The organism is Chryseolinea serpens (genome assembly GCF_900129725.1).
In the GTDB taxonomy this organism is placed as follows: Bacteria; Bacteroidota; Bacteroidia; order Cytophagales; family Cyclobacteriaceae; genus Chryseolinea; species Chryseolinea serpens.
Map to the genome: position 1 here is coordinate 1 of NZ_FQWQ01000006.1, position 17,649 is coordinate 17,649.

Consider the following 17,649-nt stretch of genomic DNA (forward strand, 5'->3'; position numbering starts at 1 on the left):
AGCAAAAAAGCCTTGTCGATTTCTCAACAAGGCTTTTTAAATAAAAGATAGGCAACGACTTACTCTCCCGGGTGTTATCCAAGTACCATCAGCGCTGGCGGGCTTAACTGCTCTGTTCGGAATGGGAAGAGGTGATCCCCGCCGCTATAGTCACCTTAAGATCTTTGGTGTTGGTGGGGGCTTATCCCCGCCGTCCCGATAGCTATCGGGATCACCTTAAGATTTGCCCTTTGTGTTTTTACACAAGGGGTCTTAATGTTCATAGCTGATTGTCGTTCGTTTTATGCGAACAACGCTCAAACTTAATATCGTTGACATGTTGTCTGATGAAAGAGCAGTGTAGAAGAGTTAAACGAGCACACAGTGTGCGTCTGAATAAAATTGTATTTTATCTTTCTTGAAGCGTTCGGGTAATTAGTACTGCTCAGCTTTGACATTTCTGCCTTTACACCTGCAGCCTATCAACGTCATAGTCTCTGACGTCCCTTAATGGAAGTCTCATCTTGAGGTGAGTTTCGCGCTTAGATGCTTTCAGCGCTTATCTCGTCCCAACGTAGCTACCCGGCGATGCAGCTGACGCCACAACCGGTACACCAGCGGTTGGTCCAACCCGGTCCTCTCGTACTAAGGTCAGATCCTCTCAAACTTCCTACGCCCATCACAGATAGGGACCGAACTGTCTCACGACGTTCTGAACCCAGCTCGCGTGCCACTTTAATAGGCGAACAGCCTAACCCTTGGGACCTTCTCCAGCCCCAGGATGTGACGAGCCGACATCGAGGTGCCAAACCTCCCCGTCGATGTGAGCTCTTGGGGGAGATCAGCCTGTTATCCCCAGCGTACCTTTTATCCTTTGAGCGATGGCCCTTCCATACAGAACCACCGGATCACTATATCCGTCTTTCGACCCTGCTCGACTTGTCAGTCTCACAGTCAAGCATGCTTATGCTATTGCACTCCACATACGGTTACCAAGCGTATTGAGCATACCTTTGAAAGCCTCCGATACACTTTCGGAGGCGACCACCCCAGTCAAACTACCCACCACGCACTGTCTCCGCAGGTCTTGCGGATTAGACATCAGATAAATAAAGGGTGGTATTTCACCGTTGACTCCCCTATACCTAGCGGCACAGGATCAATGCCTCCCACCTATCCTACACATCATCTACCCAATGTCAATGCGAAGCTATAGTAAAGGTGCATGGGGTCTTTCCGTCCCGTGACGGGTACACGGCATCTTCACCGTGACTACAATTTCACCGAGCTCATGGCTGAGACAGTGCCCAGATCGTTACACCATTCGTGCAGGTCGGAACTTACCCGACAAGGAATTTCGCTACCTTAGGACCGTTATAGTTACGGCCGCCGTTTACTGGGGCTTCAGTTCAACGCTTCGCCTTGCGACTAACGTCCCCCCTTAACCTTCCAGCACCGGGCAGGTGTCAGGCCATATACTTCATCTTACGATTTCGCATAGCCATGTGTTTTTGTTAAACAGTCGCCTGGGCCATTTCTCTGCGACCTTCTTTATTGCTAAAGAGAGGCAACCCTTTTCCCGAAGTTACAGGTTTAATTTGCCTAGTTCCTTAGCCATGACTCACTCGAGCACCTCAGGATTCTCTCCTTGACTACCTGTGTCGGTTTGCGGTACGGGTACCGTATCAATATGCTTAGAAGATTTTCTCGGAAGTCTGCTTACATTCTCTATCCATTCGGCCGGAGCCTCCTGGTACTGTTGGACTTCAGCATTCTCTGCGGATTTGCCTACAGAAAATATACCTACATCTTTTAACGCCCTATTTCGTCAGGGCGCGGAATTGTCACTCCTCCTTCTCTCCATCGCTCAATACGGTAGTATGGGAATATTAACCCATTGGCCATCAGATTCGCCTTTCGGCTATTCCTTAGGTCCCGACTTACCCGCGGATGATTAGCATTGCCGCGGAACCCTTAGTCTATCGGTGGGCAGGTTTCTCGCCTGCCTTATCGTTACTTATGCCTACATTTGCTTTTCTGACTGCTCCACCGTCCATTACCAGACGACTTCGCCGCTGTCAGAATGCTCCCCTACCACTTAGCATTGCTGCTAAATCCTGAGCTTCGGTACTACACTTGATGCCCGATTATTATCGATGCTCTGTCGCTCGACCAGTGAGCTGTTACGCACTCTTTAAATGAATTGCTGCTTCCAAGCAAACATCCTGGCTGTCTAAGCAACTGAACCGCCTTAGTTCAACTTAGTGTAGATTTTGGGACCTTAGCTGCAGGTCTGGGTTCTTTCCCTCTCGGACACGGACCTTAGCACCCATGCCCTCATTGCAGAGTATATTTGTTACCATTCGGAGTTCATCAGGATTTGGTAGGATGTGACTCCCCCTAGTCCTATTGGTAGCTCTACCTGTAACAAACTCAACCTCCACACTGTTCCTAAAAACATTTCGGGGAGTACGAGCTATTTCTCAGTTTGATTAGCCTTTCACCCCTACCCTCAGTTCATCCAAAAACTTTTCAACGTTTACTAGTTCGGACCTCCATCCCGTGTTACCGGAACTTCATCCTGACCAAGGGTAGATCACAAAGTTTCGCGTCTATTCCCACTGACTAAGCGCCCTATTCAGACTCGCTTTCGCTTCGGCTGCGGACCTTAAAGCCCTTAACCTCGCCAGTGACAATAACTCGTAGGCTCATTATGCAAAAGGCACGCCGTCACTGAATCTCTCAGCTCCGACCGCTTGTAAGCGTATGGTTTCAGGTTCTATTTCACCCTCCTATTCGGAGTACTTTTCACCTTTCCTTCACAGTACTGGTTCACTATCGGTCTCTCAGGAGTATTTAGCCTTACCAGATGGTGCTGGCAAATTCAAACGGGGCGTCTCCGACCCCGCCCTACTCAGGATACCACCTCCTTCTAACATTTTACATTTACGGGGCTATCACCCGCTATGGCCCGGTTTCCCACCCGGTTCAACTTCTTGTTAGTCAGATTATGTGGTCCTATAACCCCGATCCAGCCGTAACTGAATCGGTTTGGGCTCTTACGCGTTCGCTCGCCACTACTTGCGCAATCACTCGATTGTTTTCTTCTCCTCCAGGTACTTAGATGTTTCAGTTCCCTGGGTTTGCTCCATCCCTTACGGGTGGTAATGTGTCTTCAACACACTGGGTTGCCCCATTCGGACATCTACGGATCAATAGCTATTTGCGCTTCCCCGTAGCTTTTCGCAGCTTATCACGTCCTTCTTCGCCTCTGAGAGCCTAGGCATTCCCCATACGCCCTTATTTACTTCTTTCAACGACGTCTTATCCAATTACTTGGTAAGACTCACCTATGTGCTCGTTTAGTTATATGTATTGTTTGACGAATCACTTCGTCTCCCATACACACTCTTTTACTACTCTTTCATCAGCATGTCAATGAACTCCTTCATCAATCTTTTTCCAACCAGGTGGCATCGAGATGGCTTATCTCATACAGCCCGCCGATTGGGATTGATAACGTGGTAACTTTTTTCAGTCCTCTCAGATCTGGTTTACCTTTTCTAACTTTTCAATTGTCCTGGTAACGCATCTCGTTAACCAGTCTTTCTTTACTTCTTCAAGTGGAGAATATCGGAGTCGAACCGATGACCTCCTGCTTGCAAAGCAGGCGCTCTAGCCAGCTGAGCTAATCCCCCTGATTCATTACAAAGTCCTGGGCCCTTCCACCAAACCCATTTTTACCGTGGGCCTGCGTGGACTCGAACCACGGACCTCTACATTATCAGTGTAGCGCTCTAACCACCTGAGCTACAAGCCCGGATTTTGTCCTCTTTCCTAATAAACTCGAATAAATGTAATTGATAGCGAACCCTAATAAGAGTCGTCGGTTTTCGTTTCGTTGTGCGTCCTTTGGCGAACAGCCTTTAAAGGTTGTTCAAGACTAACACAACTCCAGAAAGGAGGTGTTCCAGCCGCACCTTCCGGTACGGCTACCTTGTTACGACTTAGCCCTAATCATCGGTTTAACCCTAAACAGCGCCTTACAGCAACTGCCTTCAGGTCCTCCCGACTCTCATGGCTTGACGGGCGGTGTGTACAAGGTCCGGGAACGTATTCACCGCGCCATTGCTGATGCGCGATTACTAGCGATTCCAACTTCATGCAGGCGAGTTGCAGCCTGCAATCCGAACTGAGACGTACTTTTTGTGATTGGCTTACCATCGCTGGTTTGCAACACTCTGTATACGCCATTGTAGCACGTGTGTAGCCCTGGACGTAAGGGCCATGATGACCTGACGTCGTCCCCTCCTTCCTCTCCGCTTGCGCGGGCAGTCTTTTTAGAGTCCCCAGCTTAACCTGTTGGCAACTAAAAATAGGGGTTGCGCTCGTTGCGGGACTTAACCCAACACCTCACGGCACGAGCTGACGACGGCCATGCAGCACCTTGCTCCTTGTCCTTGCGGAAAAATCCATCTCTGGATCGGTCAAGGGCATTCTAGTCCAGGTAAGGTTCCTCGCGTATCATCGAATTAAACCACATGCTCCACCGCTTGTGCGGACCCCCGTCAATTCCTTTGAGTTTCACCGTTGCCGGCGTACTCCCCAGGTGGATTACTTATCGCTTTCGCTTGGCCGCGTACTGTATATCGCACACAGCGAGTAATCAACGTTTACAGTGTGGACTACCAGGGTATCTAATCCTGTTTGATCCCCACACTTTCGTGCCTCAGCGTCAGTTACAGCCTAGTAAGCTGCCTTCGCTATAGGTGTTCTTGACGATATCTAAGCATTTCACCGCTACACCGTCAATTCCGCCTACCTCATCTGTACTCAAGCTCATCAGTATCAATGGCACCCCTCTAGTTGAGCTAGAGTATTTCACCACTGACTTAATAAGCCGCCTACGCACCCTTTAAACCCAATAAATCCGGACAACGCTTGCCACCTACGTATTACCGCGGCTGCTGGCACGTAGTTAGCCGTGGCTTATTCACCAGGTACCTTCAATTAACCTCGCAAGGTCATTTTATCCCCTGGCAAAAGCAGTTTACAACCCAGAAGGCCTTCTTCCTGCACGCGGCATGGCTGGTTCAGACTTCCATCCATTGACCAATATTCCCTACTGCTGCCTCCCGTAGGAGTCTGGCCCGTATCTCAGTGCCAGTGTGGGGGATCAACCTCTCAGTTCCCCTACTGATCATCGTCTTGGTGGGCCGTTACCCCGCCAACTAACTAATCAGACGCATGCCCATCCTTTACCTCCGTAGATTTAATAATCAAATGATGCCATCCAATTATATTACGGCGGGTTAATTCGAGTTTCCCCGAGCTATCCGCCTGTAAAGGGTAGGTTGCATACGTGTTACGCACCCGTACGTCACTCTCATATCTATTGCTAAATATTTACCGTTCGACTTGCATGTATTAGGCCTGCCGCTAGCGTTCATCCTGAGCCAGGATCAAACTCTCCATTGTAATAAACTTTCATACTTTCCCAATTGCTTGGTCCAGTATACGTCTCAGCTTTCTTCACCCAGATTTCTCCAGGTCAAATACTCGCCAGACTACAATAATTGTCTGAATTCCTAGACTCTCATTTATTTTTTCTTTCTTAAGAATCAATCACAAAAACCCCAACCTCGCGGCTGTAGTTTTCGTGGGTCCGCTATCAATTATCATCCATTCAAAGAACGTGTTTTATCCGCCGAGGCGAATAACGTGTGGTTTCTCAACCCGTTCTGAAAACCCTTCCGATTTTCAGCCCTTATTTTCAATTTGGGAGTGCAAAGGTACTTGGTTTGTTTTCACTTCCAAAAAATATTTCAACTTTTTTTATTTCCCCTGCCCTGCTAGCAAAAGGGTCCCAAATGTACTTCCTGTTCGATAAACTGCAAAAAATCTTCAGGAATTAGTTATCCACATCGCCCCAGAAAAGCACTATTCAGCACAAATCGTACTGATTATAAAGCGTTTAGGCGATCGCCTAATTTTTTGGTTTTTTATACAGCGGAACCGTGCTGCAAGGCTCGCCAAACATAATGCTGGCGGCATAGGGTCTTAAATTATTTGTGGCCTCCACATAAATCGCCACCGGAACGTCAACTTTGCTGCATCCTTTCACCACAATCTTGGCATTTTGGAACGACGACCAGTCCACTTTTTCAAGCGATTTTTTGAAAATGGCGGTCTCCAATTCCTCCAATGTTCCAAAAACAACTTGTTTTGCATAGGGCTGCAACGCAATTGACACCAACATATAGGCCCAGGTAGGCACGATCGCATCGGCCGTACAGGTGATGGCCACATATTTATCCTGGTAGGCTGCCCAGTCGTGTTGACGAATAAAATCGCGGAAATCTTTTTCCTTCAGGATCAATCCCTGGTAGAGCTGGCCCTTTATATCCAGCACCACGCGCTCGCCGGGCTGATAATAGTGCTCCAGGTCGAAGGTGACCAGCGCACTGTTGGCTACTTTATTGACGATTTGATCCTGTGTTTCTTCCATAGATGCTGGTAGAACAAAAATGTTAGGCCAATTTGTTCGGCACGGGTTGATTTAGGGTGGACGGCTTCTTCACCATGAATTCCTTCAAATAAAAAGGCTCGAAATGCACCAGGTCCTCCACTTCGTTTCGCAAAAGTTTTTTACTAGCCAGCGCCCCGAGACTCACCGCCGAGGGCGTGACCCCCGAAACAAACAAAGCCGCGGGGTGACGGATCACTTCACGACACTTTTCTGCGCCGTTGCCAAAAAACAAAATGGGCGCTTCGTTTAATTCCGTTATAAAACTTTGCTCGTCGATGATCTTTGCTTCCACCGGCTGCAGCGCTGTGTTCTGTGCGTCGAAGAGCTGGCAGTATACTTCCATTCGCCGCGCATCGATCATGGGGCAGAGACGGGCGCCCGTGATGTTGGTCTTATTCATTTGTGCCGCCAGGATCTCCAGCGTGCCCACAGCGACGAGCGGCACCGACAACGCATAGCACAATCCCTTTGCTGTTGAGGCGCCTATGCGAAGCCCTGTGTAGGATCCTGGGCCGGAAGAAACGGCCACGGCCTTTATATCGCTGACCTTCACATCGGCCCAACGCACCACCTCATCGATCAGCACCGCCAGCTTTGACGCATGCGATTGTTCGCGGTGCACTTCGGCAGTGGCCAGCAACACTTCGTTTTCATGGAGCGCTACGGAGCAAACCGTGGTGGACGTTTCAAGGCTTAGGAGCAAGGACATCGGTTGAGGTGAGCGTTTTATGATAGGTCCCGCCATCGTTCAAGAGCTTGCGGGCTTCCAGTATGGTTTGATCGCGGTGAATGGAGACGGCGGCCTGGCCTTCGTTGAGGCTGTAGTGAAAACCGATCTGCTCTTCCAGCATCTCCACGATCTCGCCCTTGAAGCGCATGAGATCCGTGGCCTTGAGGGCCTCCACTTTATTTTTCAATCCCGAGAGCTGGCTTTCCATCTCCGTGTAATAGCGTTCTTCCTTTGCCACCTCGATCAATTGGTTTGTGTTTTTTTCCAGCACCGTGGCGTAGGTAAATTTTTCTGTCTTTAAAAACTCCAGGAATTTTTCGTAGTCCTTGTCGCTGAGATGAAAAGATTGCAGCGATGCCGGTGCGGGGTTTTCCGCGCAGTAGCGGGTGGCATATTCAAAAATGAGTCCGTCGCTTGCCATGGATGCGGCCACTACGCTGAGGAATTCATCTTGCATGACGATGTCGGGATCCAGTCCGCCGCCGTCATAGACTTTGCGACCGTGGAGTGTTTTGAATTCTGATTTTAGGGAGTCGGCCATTTTCACGACGGTGCCGTCTTCTTTGCGGTGGGTGTAGTCGAGGGCCTGGATGCAGCGGCCGCTGGGGATGTAGTATTTCGCGGTGGTCACTTTCAACTGCGAGTTATACGCCAATGGCCTGGTGGTTTGCACCAATCCTTTGCCAAATGTCTTTCTTCCGATGAGCACGGCGCGATCATAGTCTTGTAACGCTCCCGCCACGATCTCGGAGGCACTGGCGCTGCCGTCGTTCACCAACACGGCCAACGGGATCTCCGTGTCCACGGCGTTGTTCAGGGTCTTATATTGTTTGTTCCATTCCTCCACTTTTCCCTTTGTGGAAACCACTTCTTGTCCTTTCGGCACGAAGAGGCTGACGATGTTCACCGCTTCGTGGAGCAGGCCTCCCGGGTTGTCGCGCAGGTCGAGGATGATCTTGGTTGCTCCTTGCCGCTTCAGCGCCACCAGCGCGTCGGAAACTTCACGGCCGGCCCCGGTAGTGAAATCATCCAGCTTGATATAGCCTACGGTGGGCTCGACCATGCCGAAGTAGGCAATGTTGGCGAGGGTGATTTTTTCGCGGGTGATCTTGAGTGTGATGGGATCTTTTTGGCCGTAGCGCTTCACTTTCAGTTCCACGTCGGTGTGGGGTTGGCCTTTGAGCAGGGCGCTGACGTCGCTCGTCATTTTTCCCTGGAGACTTTTTCCATCGATGGAGATCAGTTCATCGCCCACTTTGATGCCGGCCTTGTTGGCGGGAAAATTTTTGTAGGGATGGGTGACGATCGTTTTTTTATCGATCACGCCGATGAGGGCACCGATGCCGCCGTATTGACCTGTCGTGGAGATGCGGAAGGATTCGAGTTCGTCTTCGGCGATGTAGTCGGTGTAGGGATCGAGCGACATGAGCATGCCGTCGATGCCTTTGCGGATAAGTTTTTGGGGTTCTACTTCATCGACGTAATAGGCGTTCACCTCTTTGAAGAGGGTGGCGAAAATGTCGAGACTTTTGGCGATGTCGAAATATTTTTCGGCCGGCTTGCGGAAGGCCACCAGCAGCGCGACGGAGATCACCAACAGAAAGGGCCACTTAATTCTTCTCCACATAGTCGAAACGTTTTATCGTTTTTACCAATCGTTCCTGGATCTGCGCCGACGGCAGAATGTCTTTCACACTATAAATATACGCAATGAGTAATTTGTTCTGTGCAGGAAAGCGTTCCTTATTCAGGCGGTAGGCTTCGCGGATGCGACGCTTGATGAGGTTGCGGTCGACAGCCCTTTTGAAGTTTCGTTTGGATACGGAGACCAGGACCTGGTGGGCGGACGGCGCCGGGTCGGGGTGGGGCATGAAAAACACCTTGAAGGGAAAGAAATAAAAAGAGGAACCCTTGTCGAAGAGTTCCTGTATGTGTTTTTCTTTTGAAAGACGTTCGTTCTTGCCGAATGTATACCTCCCCATGAGCTGAAATTAATCAATCTCGGGTGGGGACGCGTAAGGCGGAAAGCAATTATTTATGCTTTACGGTCTTCTCGCTGGAAACAGTCAACTTCTTACGGCCGTTCTTTCTGCGGTTCGCCAGCACTCTGCGGCCATTGGCCGTTGCCATTCTCTCACGGAAGCCGTGCTTGTTCTTTCTCTTTCTGCGGGAAGGTTGAAATGTACGTTTCATCGCGGTATTTGTTAACCTCTAAAAATAAAGGGCTGCAAAGATGACCAGGATTTTCTGGATTTACAAGATTACCCTAAGTTTTGTGCCCCCTTTGCAGTTTATATTCTGAAAATCAATACGTTATATAAAATGCCGGCCTACACCAGGTCGGCCAACACTTTGTGAACTTGCGCCGTTTGGAGGCGTGGTCCGAACTGCGACACCACTCTGGACGACGCCAGGGACGCCAATTTGCCCGCCTCAGCAAAGCTGTGACCGTGGGTGATGGCATACATGAACGCCCCGGCAAACATGTCGCCGGCGCCATTGGTATCGACGGCTTTTACGGTGTAGGGCTCTATGTTAATAAAGGTGTCGCCATCGTAAATGAGGGCGCCATTGGCGCCGAGGGTGATGGCGAACCGCTTGGCTGCTTTTTTGAGCTCCTCGCGGGCTTCATCGATGGAGCTGGTGCCGGTGAAGATCATGGCTTCCTCGTCGTTGCAGAACAGGAGGTCGACGCTGGCGCCTACTACCTGCTTCATCTGGTCGCCAAAATATTTTACCATGCTCGGATCCGAGAAGGTGAGGGCCACGCCCACTTTATGTTTTTCGGCGATCTTTTTTGTTTCCAACATGGCCTGGAGGCCGTCGGGACTGGGCACGAGGTAGCCCTCCATATATATATAAGCCGAATTCTTTATTGCTTCTTCGTCGAGGTAGGCAGGGGAGAACAATGCATTTACGCCCAGGAACGTGTTCATCGTGCGGCCCGCATCGGGTGTGGTCATGACCAGGCAGCGGCCGGTGTGCCCCTCGGGAAGGCTTTCGTATTTAAGGCTTGTGCCGATACCGTTGCGGGTGGCGTCTTCGAGGAAGAATTTTCCGAGATCATCTTTTGCCACTAAGCAAGAGTAAAAGCTTTTGCCTCCGAATTGGTTGATGGCCGCTACCGTGTTGCCGGCAGAGCCGCCGCCGGAGAGCTTGCTTTTTTTCATGTCGATCGCCTTCATCAATTCCGATTGGCGCTTTTCATCGACCAGGGTCATGAGACCTTTTTCGATGCCGTTGATCTGGAAGAAGGTGTCGTCTACTTCGGTGACTATGTCTACGATGGCGTTGCCGATGGCGTATACGTCGTATTTTTTCATGAGGGATGTTTGATTTTGGATATTCGGGTGCAATGATAAGAAAAAGGGATTGGTTCGCCGCGGGGTGGGTGTTGAGATAGGGAGTGGTAACGTGGTAGATGCTTGTTTTTTTTCTGAAGCATGGTCCCCGAGGCGGGAGACTATGCTTGGGTGGGTGAATGGCCTTGATTGGGCTGGTGGGGGAAGATGATGAGGATTGGGATGGCTGGATCGCAGGAGGTGTGGAGCAGGGTTGGTGAGCGGGGTCAGAAATCTTTGTTGGTGGGACACCAACAAAGGGGTGTGGGGTTGGCTCTGAGCGTGGAGAAAATAAATATGGGTGGGGCACGAATTGCTGGGAGCGCGTGGCGTGGGGAGATGTCAAGGGGTGGGGCCGGAAATCTTGTTGGTGAAGAACATTAACAAAGGAGGGTGGGGACGGCATTAACAAGGGGTGGTAGTATGGCGGAGGAACGGCCAAGGATAGGAGTGGAAAGCCCGAAGTGCGTTGGGTTGGGGTGATGGGCGGACTTGGAACGGATAGCCTGACCCAAGGTACGAGGGGGGCCGCCAGATGCGCTAGTTAGGTGTCACACGTTTATTTTTTTCATAATCATAATGTGTTGCAGCTGAGAAATCTTTGTTGGTGGGACACCAACAAAGGGGTGTGGGGTTGGCTCTGGGCGTGGAGAAAAAAAAATATGGGTGGGCACGAATTGCTGGGAGAGCGTGGCGTGTTAACGGGTGAGCCATAAAATCTTTGTTGGTGAAGAACACCAACAAAGGCGTTACACCAACAAAGGTGGGCTATTGTTCCAAGCATAGCCTCCCGCCTCGGGGACTATGCTTGTTCGGATACGATGGCTGATTTATTTCCGGCCGATGTTAAGGGTCATTTTGTATTTACGGGCGCGGTCGGGGTAGTCGGTGATGATGCCGTCGACGCCCATGCCTTTGAGGGAGAGCATGTCGGAGACTTCGTTGACGGTCCAGGGGATGACGCGGATTTTTTCCTGGTGGAGATAGTGTACTTTTTCTTTGTTGATCAATTTAAAATACGGGCTGTAGACGGAGGGTTTGAAGCCGAGGTCCTTTAGGTTGGCGTCTATCGACTTGGTGTTTTCGACGAGGGCGGCGAGGCGGATGTCGGGATATTTTTTGTGCCAGTATTGGAGGACGCGAAAGTCGAATGACTGGATGACGAGACGGTCGGTGGGGATGTATTCGTTGACGAGGTTGTAGACCAGGTCGGAATACTCTTCGATGGTGGGGTGAAATTTCTTTTCGTCCTGCGGGGAGCTTTTGATTTCGATGTTGTAGTCGACTTCGTAGGAGTTGAGGTTTTTGATTTGAGTTTCTACGGCGGCGAGCACGTCGCTGAGCAGGGGTTTGGCCACGCGCATTTTTTGTTGTTCGGGAAACTTCTCGTTGCCTTTAGAGCCACAGTCGAAGAGTTTCACTTCGTCGTAGGTCATCTGGTAGATGTTATACTTCTTCTCGCTTTTTTCGGCGATGGCAATGCCGGTGGAGTCGAGGCAAATGGCTGCCGACATCCACGGTTCGTGCGACACGACCACTTGTTTGTCTTTGGTGATGACGACGTCGAGCTCCAGCGTGGTGACGCCGGTGTCGAGCGCAGCAAGAAATGCGGGTATGGTATTTTCAGGACGCAAGCCCCGCGCGCCGCGATGGCCTTGCACATCGAACTTGGGGATGTATTGTGATGAGGCTGCCATGAAGATCAAACTGAAGAAAAGGAGATAGGGGTACCGGAATCGCATAAACAAAGATAGGTGCGCCGCTCAAACGGCACAAGTTTCTTGGGAAGAGCGGTCACGATGATCCGGTGTGTCGCCGCTCATTGCCGTTGGATCCGGATCATGCCGCCGCGCGGGCGATTGCCCATGGGGTTGAGGTGCTTGTTGAGGGTGTAGACAAAGGTGAGCATGTAGTATCGCCCCAGCGAATTGGTGACCTGGCGTTGGAAGTAGTTGACGTCTGCCGTTTGGGACACGCCAAGACTCTTGTCCAGCACGTTGTTGACGGCAAATTTCAGCTCACCGCTTTTGTTCTTTAAAAGAAAACGCGACACGGAGAAATTGAGCAGGGGTATCGCCTGCTTGTAGTCGTTGGTGATGCTTTGGTAGACGAGGTAGTCGAATGTTCCGTTGAACGAAAAGTTTTTGAGGAACGTGAGGTTGGTCTCGGCGGAATAGGTCTTGTTGAAGAACAGTTGGTCGGCTTGCGTATTGAACTCGTAGTTGGTGGACTGCCGGCTGAGGTTGGCGCTGAGGTCGATGTCGAAGATCTCGTTGTAGCGAAAGTTGTAGCGCAACGTGCCTCCCACTGTATTTTGGGCGATGTTGCTTTCGACATCATTCACCACGTTCGCGCCATTTTGCCGGGTGGCCGTGGCCGTGATGCCAAAGCGGCTCTTCAGCTTCGTGATGGGAAAGCTGTAGGTGGCGTTGCCGGTGACGCGTGTGTTCTGGTCGACGTTGACGGGTCGTGAAATACGAACTTGTTGATCGGTGAACGTCTGTGAGGTGGTGATGGCGTTGCGTGTGTAGGTGGCATCGATAAACGCAAAGAAGCTGGAGAAGTTTGTCGGGTTGAAGAGGGTGAAATTCAACCTCCAGTCGTGGGCATAGGCCGGCCGCAGGTTGGGGTTACCGGTGGTGAGGTTGAGCGGGTCGCTGTTGTCGATGACGGGTTGCAGTTGCTGGAGCGTGGGTTCTTGTACCGAGGTTTCATAGTCCAGCCGGAAGTGTTTGCTGGAGGAGAAGTCGTAGTTGAAGCGGGCCACGGGTAAAATGTTTTGATAGGATTTGTTGATGGTGGTGTTGAGCAGCTTCAGATCGCCGTTGAGAAAGGTCTGTTGGATGCCGGTGCCGACGGTGATGTTGTATTTTGTCTTGTTGACTCTGAAATTGAGACCACCGCGATGATATTGATAATCGCTGCTGTATTGATTGCTCAGCGGAAGGTTTAATGTTGCTTCGTCGCCGTTGAGGTCGTACACACGGCGGTCCACATCGTTCATGTTGCGCCGGTAGGCGTAGTTGGCTTCGAGGTACATGCGGTTGCCCAACGGTTCGGTGTAGGAGAAGTTGATGCCGTATGAATTGTTCTTGGTGTCTTGCACGTTGTTTTGCAGCACATGATTGATTTGGGTAGTGTCGCCATAGAACGTGTTGGTGGCATCTTGCGCGCCGTCGCGGTCGGTGTCGGTGATGCCCAGGGTGAGGGTGGTGGAAAGTGTTCTGCCCTTCTTGGCAAACCGGTGCCGCCAGAGCAGCGAGGTGTTCAGCGTGGTGGTGCTGCCGGAGGATGAGGTTTGGCGTTGGCTTTCGTTGGCGGTGGTGCCGTCGGCGTTCAGGTTTTGGCTGGTGCTGATTTCGTGTGCATCGGTTTCGTTGTAGGTTAGGGTGGTTGTCCAGCGCAGGGAATTCAGCGAGTCGATCTTGTGGTCCAGCACGGTGTTGAGGCGATGGTTTTGGTTGGTGTTGTGTTGCCGGCTCACCTGGTTGAAGGTGAGGTCGCCCGTGGGGAAATAGTTGATGCGATCGGTGGTCTGAAGTAAGTTGTGGTCGAGCGCGTTGTAGAAATAACTGCTGTTCAGCTCTGTCTTTTTATTGAAGGTGTTGTTGAAATTGAGACCGCCGCCATAGTTGCTCATGATCCCGCTGTTGCGCCCGCCGAAATTGAGGGGCACGCCGCTTTGGTTGTTGCCGTTGATCTGGACGCGCACCGGTCCACCGCGCGCCATTTGCTGGGATCCGCCGGTGAAGGTCATGTAGTCGTCGATGGAAAATCCTTGTTCGTTCACGTTGTTGGCCATGCCCAGAAAGGAAAATTGTTGTCCCTTTTTGAAGCGATTGAAATTGGCTTTCGCCGCATAACGATCGTCGGTGCCCACCCCTGCCGAAGCGTTGCCGAAAGCGCCGTTGCGTTTTTCTTCTTTCAATTCTAGGTTGATGGTTTTTTCGCGCTGGCCATCGTCGATGCCGGAGAAAACGGCCTGGTCAGATTTCTTATCATAGACCTGCACTTTTTTGACGGCATTGGCGGGCAGGTTTCGGGTGGCCAGTTTGGGGTCGGTGCCGAAGAAGGGTTTGCCGTCGACCATCACGCGCTGCACTTGTTCGCCCTGGGCGCGAATGGTGCCGTCGGCATCGACTTCAACACCCGGCAATTTTTTCAGCAGGTCCTCCACCACAGCGTTCTGTTTTACGGTTTTGAATGCCTCGGCATTGAATTCGATAGTGTCTTTCTTGACCGTAACGGGCGCGCGATCCCCCTCCACCGTGACCTCGGCCAACATACTGGACCGTGGTTTCATGAGAATAACACCCAGGTCGATCTCCATTTGCTCCGCAGTGGGTTGAATTAATCTCGCATACGGCGCAAGGCCGACGAAGGTCACTTTGAAAATATAGTTTTGGCGCGCCAGGTTTTTTATTTCGAAGGCGCCCGCGGCGTTGCTCATGCCATAGTTCAGCAGCGTGGAGTCTTTCGGATTCAGGATCATGATCGTGGCCGACGGCAACGCCGCGCGCGCCGTGTCCTGGAGTTGACCTTTGATGGTTATTTTTTGCGCCGTGGCCACACCGCTGGTCAGAAAAAATAAAGTCAGTAAAAAATTCTTTTGCATAAGCGCGCTTACCGTCAGCATTGGCGTGTAACTGAGAATTAAAAAATCAATTTCTGATCATCACGCCGCCGCCACCGTTGGCACGCATGCGTTCCATTTGTTCGTCCATCATCTTGGAAAATGCTTTTTGAGAGATGCGTTGCCCGGAAGACGGAATTTTCATTTCATTCTTTTTCAAAGGCCTGCCCTCGATCTTGATGGCCGTGATGACGCGCTCCCCTTCGTTGATGTCGATCTGTAGGATCGTGCCCGGCAGCGAGTTAAAATTTTCGGGGCCCATGGACGGACGCAGCTGGTCGGTATACCACGCCACCACATTTTGTTTGCGCTCTTCGTTGCGAAAGGTTGCTTGTTTGCAGGGATAGCCTTGGATGGTCTTTGTTTCGTCGCCAAACTTCCAGGGCGTTACTTTCAGCGTGTCTTCGATGAGGTAGCGTTTGCCCATAAATTCCTGCGACACCAGGTGCCGGCCGGAGGCAGGGTGCACGTAGATCTCGGCGTTGGGACGAGCAAAGCGCATGCGCACCGGGGCATTGTCATCGCCGAATTCTTCCTCCTCTTCCTCCACCGGTTTGTAGAGCGACTCGGAAGGGTTGAAGAAAAGCTGGTCTTTCGAGATGTTGTATTCCGGCACCATGTTTTTCATTTCCTGGCGATCGGGCGGCAGGCGGCGGTGCATGTTGGTTTTCACTTCGTAGGTGATGATGCCCTCGGGCACTTGTTCCAGCACGATGCTGGAGGCGGCAAACATGGTGAGCACCCCCAATAGCAATAGTATCCGTTTCATATTTTTTGTTTTGTTTGAGTCCGTTCTATGCCTGTAAAAGTACTGGGGCCTTTCCTCGAAAGCGGTTAATGAAGCTGAATGGAATGTTAATTAAGGTTAAAAGGCGCTCGGGGCATGGATGAACTGTGTTACCTTTGTTTTGTATGAAAAAGAGAAAGGATGTTCTCCCGCTTGCCCTCATGGCCAGCAGCATCGCGCTGATGGTCGTGCTGCAAGGTTTGTGGCTGCGGAGCTCGTACGAGAAAGCCTATCTTGACTTCCGGCGTGAAACGAACTACATTTTCCGGAACACGCTGTTCACGATGCGCGATTCGCTCATGGCCAAGCGCATCCAGCCGATCGGCTCAATGGCCGATACGGCAACGGTGGCCGTGGGCGGGCATTTGGAGAGGACAGGGCATTTTTCGGATATGCCCGACACCGGCCTCATCCGAAAGATGAAAGTGGTGGGGAAAGGAAGGGACATACAAATTTTTATTACCTCCGACGGCTCACCGGATTCCATCAAGAATTTTGTATCGCCACTCACCGACAAAATCCAGAACACACCCGGGCGTCATAATTATTTTATACGCTTCGGTCAGGATACACTGAACCTCGATACGATCGCGTATCGCTACAACATCGCCTTGTCCAAGGCCGGAATAGCCGTGCCGTTCCAGGTGAAATTCGTCGCTACCCGCCGACCCTCCTTGTTTCCCCTGGAGGATCGACCCAGCGGACGCAAAAATGACGACGACGAAAACAATTACCGCAGACCGCGTTTTCTACGCGACACCCTGGTGTCGGATTACGTCCACGTCAATCCAACGGATCGCTATGCAGCTTCTTTTCCAAACATATCCCGGATGCTGCTGGGGCAGATCACGCCGCAAATCCTGTTCTCTGTTTTTCTGACGGGCATGACATGCCTTGCTTTTTTTGTCATGTATCGCAGCATGCGCGCACAACGTCAGTTGGTACAGTTAAAAAATGATTTCATCAGCAACATCACGCACGAGTTAAAAACGCCTGTGGCCACCGTGAGCGTGGCATTGGAAGCGGTTCGGAATTTCCAGGCAAAAAACAATCCCCAACTCACCGCCGAGTACCTCGACATCGCGCAAAGCGAACTGAACCGCCTGAGCGGCATGACCGACAAGATCATGGAGAACTCCATCCTGGAAAGCGAAGGCGCTCAATTGCCCCGGGCCACTTTTGATTTTGACGAAATGCTTCAGCAAGTCCTTGCGTCCATGAAGCCGGTTTTTGAGAGACGGAGCGCCACCGTTCAATACATAAAAGACGGCACCGATTTTATTTTGGATGGCGTGGCGGTGAACTTGTCGTACATGGTCTACAATTTTCTGGACAATGCGCTGAAGTACAGTCCCCAGAAACCGAAGATTGAAGTGACCTTAAAAAAGCGTGGTGCTTCGCTCGTGCTGACGGTTCGCGATGAGGGCGTGGGGATTGATCAGGGCTATCAGAAAAAAATATTTGAAAAATTCTTCCGCGTGCCCACGGGCAACATACACAACACGAAAGGCTATGGCCTTGGCTTGAGCTATGTGGCCAATGTGGTGAAGAGTCATCACGGAAATATTGAAGTGGAAAGTGAGCCGGGAAAAGGCAGCACGTTTAAAGTAACGCTCCCGCGAAACTAACTTCAGGATCATGCCGATACCG

10 protein-coding genes, 2 tRNA genes and 3 rRNA genes are annotated in these 17,649 nt (G+C 51.1%); 1 reads left to right on the top strand and 14 read right to left on the bottom strand.

Features of this window, described 5'->3' with window-relative positions:
* Positions 1-46 precede the first annotated feature (46 nt).
* From rrf to BUB30_RS31395, 14 genes are all read right to left on the bottom strand, one after another.
* Positions 47-158, bottom strand: a 5S ribosomal RNA gene (gene rrf / locus BUB30_RS31325).
* Between the two features lie 236 nt (positions 159-394).
* Positions 395-3,293, bottom strand: a 23S ribosomal RNA gene (locus BUB30_RS31330).
* A gap of 310 nt (positions 3,294-3,603) precedes the next feature.
* Positions 3,604-3,677, bottom strand: a tRNA-Ala gene (locus BUB30_RS31335).
* Between the two features lie 48 nt (positions 3,678-3,725).
* A tRNA-Ile gene (locus tag BUB30_RS31340) sits at positions 3,726-3,799 on the bottom strand.
* 138 nt (positions 3,800-3,937) lie between these two features.
* Positions 3,938-5,457 (bottom strand): 16S ribosomal RNA (locus BUB30_RS31345).
* The 16S, 23S and 5S rRNA genes sit together here with 2 tRNA genes alongside, the layout of an rRNA operon.
* A 508-nt stretch (positions 5,458-5,965) precedes the next feature.
* On the bottom strand, positions 5,966-6,487 hold the full coding sequence (locus BUB30_RS31350) for a DUF2480 family protein (RefSeq protein ID WP_073142514.1): 522 nt from the start codon (positions 6,485-6,487) through the stop codon (positions 5,966-5,968).
* 22 nt (positions 6,488-6,509) lie between these two features.
* Complete coding sequence (gene tsaB / locus BUB30_RS31355) at positions 6,510-7,217, bottom strand: tRNA (adenosine(37)-N6)-threonylcarbamoyltransferase complex dimerization subunit type 1 TsaB (RefSeq protein ID WP_073142516.1); 708 nt, start codon at positions 7,215-7,217, stop codon at positions 6,510-6,512.
* Positions 7,195-8,865 carry a S41 family peptidase gene (locus BUB30_RS31360; RefSeq protein WP_073142518.1) on the bottom strand — a complete coding sequence of 557 codons (1,671 nt, stop codon included), beginning with the start codon at positions 8,863-8,865 and terminating at the stop codon, positions 7,195-7,197. Before BUB30_RS31360 ends, tsaB begins: the two co-directional genes overlap by 23 nt.
* Positions 8,849-9,220: a ribonuclease P protein component gene (gene rnpA / locus BUB30_RS31365; RefSeq protein WP_073142519.1), complete on the bottom strand. Its 372-nt coding sequence runs from the start codon at positions 9,218-9,220 to the stop codon at positions 8,849-8,851. The genes BUB30_RS31360 and rnpA overlap by 17 nt, the downstream gene beginning before the upstream one ends.
* A gap of 49 nt (positions 9,221-9,269) precedes the next feature.
* Entirely contained in the window at positions 9,270-9,431 is a 162-nt protein-coding gene (gene rpmH / locus BUB30_RS31370; protein WP_073142521.1) for a 50S ribosomal protein L34, read from the bottom strand.
* 137 nt (positions 9,432-9,568) lie between these two features.
* On the bottom strand, positions 9,569-10,561 hold the full coding sequence (locus tag BUB30_RS31375; RefSeq protein WP_073142523.1) for an adenosine kinase: 993 nt from the start codon (positions 10,559-10,561) through the stop codon (positions 9,569-9,571).
* Positions 10,562-11,409: 848 nt separating this feature from the next.
* The gene (locus BUB30_RS31385; protein ID WP_073143427.1) at positions 11,410-12,276 is read right to left on the bottom strand and encodes a glycerophosphodiester phosphodiesterase; all 867 of its coding nucleotides are present in this window, start codon (positions 12,274-12,276) and stop codon (positions 11,410-11,412) included.
* Between the two features lie 122 nt (positions 12,277-12,398).
* Positions 12,399-15,194, bottom strand: a complete 2,796-nt coding sequence (locus BUB30_RS31390) for an outer membrane beta-barrel family protein (RefSeq protein ID WP_073143428.1) — start codon at positions 15,192-15,194, stop codon at positions 12,399-12,401.
* A gap of 46 nt (positions 15,195-15,240) precedes the next feature.
* Positions 15,241-15,981, bottom strand: coding sequence for a GLPGLI family protein (locus tag BUB30_RS31395; RefSeq protein ID WP_073142527.1), 741 nt, complete (start codon positions 15,979-15,981; stop codon positions 15,241-15,243).
* A gap of 143 nt (positions 15,982-16,124) precedes the next feature.
* Between BUB30_RS31395 and BUB30_RS31400 the strand changes: the two genes are divergently transcribed.
* Positions 16,125-17,627 carry a sensor histidine kinase gene (locus BUB30_RS31400; protein ID WP_073142529.1) on the top strand — a complete coding sequence of 501 codons (1,503 nt, stop codon included), beginning with the start codon at positions 16,125-16,127 and terminating at the stop codon, positions 17,625-17,627.
* Positions 17,628-17,649: the final 22 nt, after the last annotated feature.

Excerpts from the sequence above, each read along its gene's own strand:
- BUB30_RS31390 (WP_073143428.1), bottom strand. The coding sequence starts at position 15,194 with ATGCAAAAGAATTTTTTACTGACTTTATTTTTTCTGACCAGCGGTGTG.
- BUB30_RS31395 (WP_073142527.1), bottom strand. The coding sequence starts at position 15,981 with ATGAAACGGATACTATTGCTATTGGGGGTGCTCACCATGTTTGCCGCC.
- rnpA (WP_073142519.1), bottom strand. The coding sequence starts at position 9,220 with ATGGGGAGGTATACATTCGGCAAGAACGAACGTCTTTCAAAAGAAAAA.
- BUB30_RS31385 (WP_073143427.1), bottom strand. The coding sequence starts at position 12,276 with ATGGCAGCCTCATCACAATACATCCCCAAGTTCGATGTGCAAGGCCAT.
- tsaB (WP_073142516.1), bottom strand. The coding sequence starts at position 7,217 with ATGTCCTTGCTCCTAAGCCTTGAAACGTCCACCACGGTTTGCTCCGTA.
- rpmH (WP_073142521.1), bottom strand. The coding sequence starts at position 9,431 with ATGAAACGTACATTTCAACCTTCCCGCAGAAAGAGAAAGAACAAGCAC.
- BUB30_RS31350 (WP_073142514.1), bottom strand. The coding sequence starts at position 6,487 with ATGGAAGAAACACAGGATCAAATCGTCAATAAAGTAGCCAACAGTGCG.
- BUB30_RS31375 (WP_073142523.1), bottom strand. The coding sequence starts at position 10,561 with ATGAAAAAATACGACGTATACGCCATCGGCAACGCCATCGTAGACATA.
- BUB30_RS31400 (WP_073142529.1), top strand. The coding sequence starts at position 16,125 with ATGAAAAAGAGAAAGGATGTTCTCCCGCTTGCCCTCATGGCCAGCAGC.
- BUB30_RS31360 (WP_073142518.1), bottom strand. The coding sequence starts at position 8,865 with ATGTGGAGAAGAATTAAGTGGCCCTTTCTGTTGGTGATCTCCGTCGCG.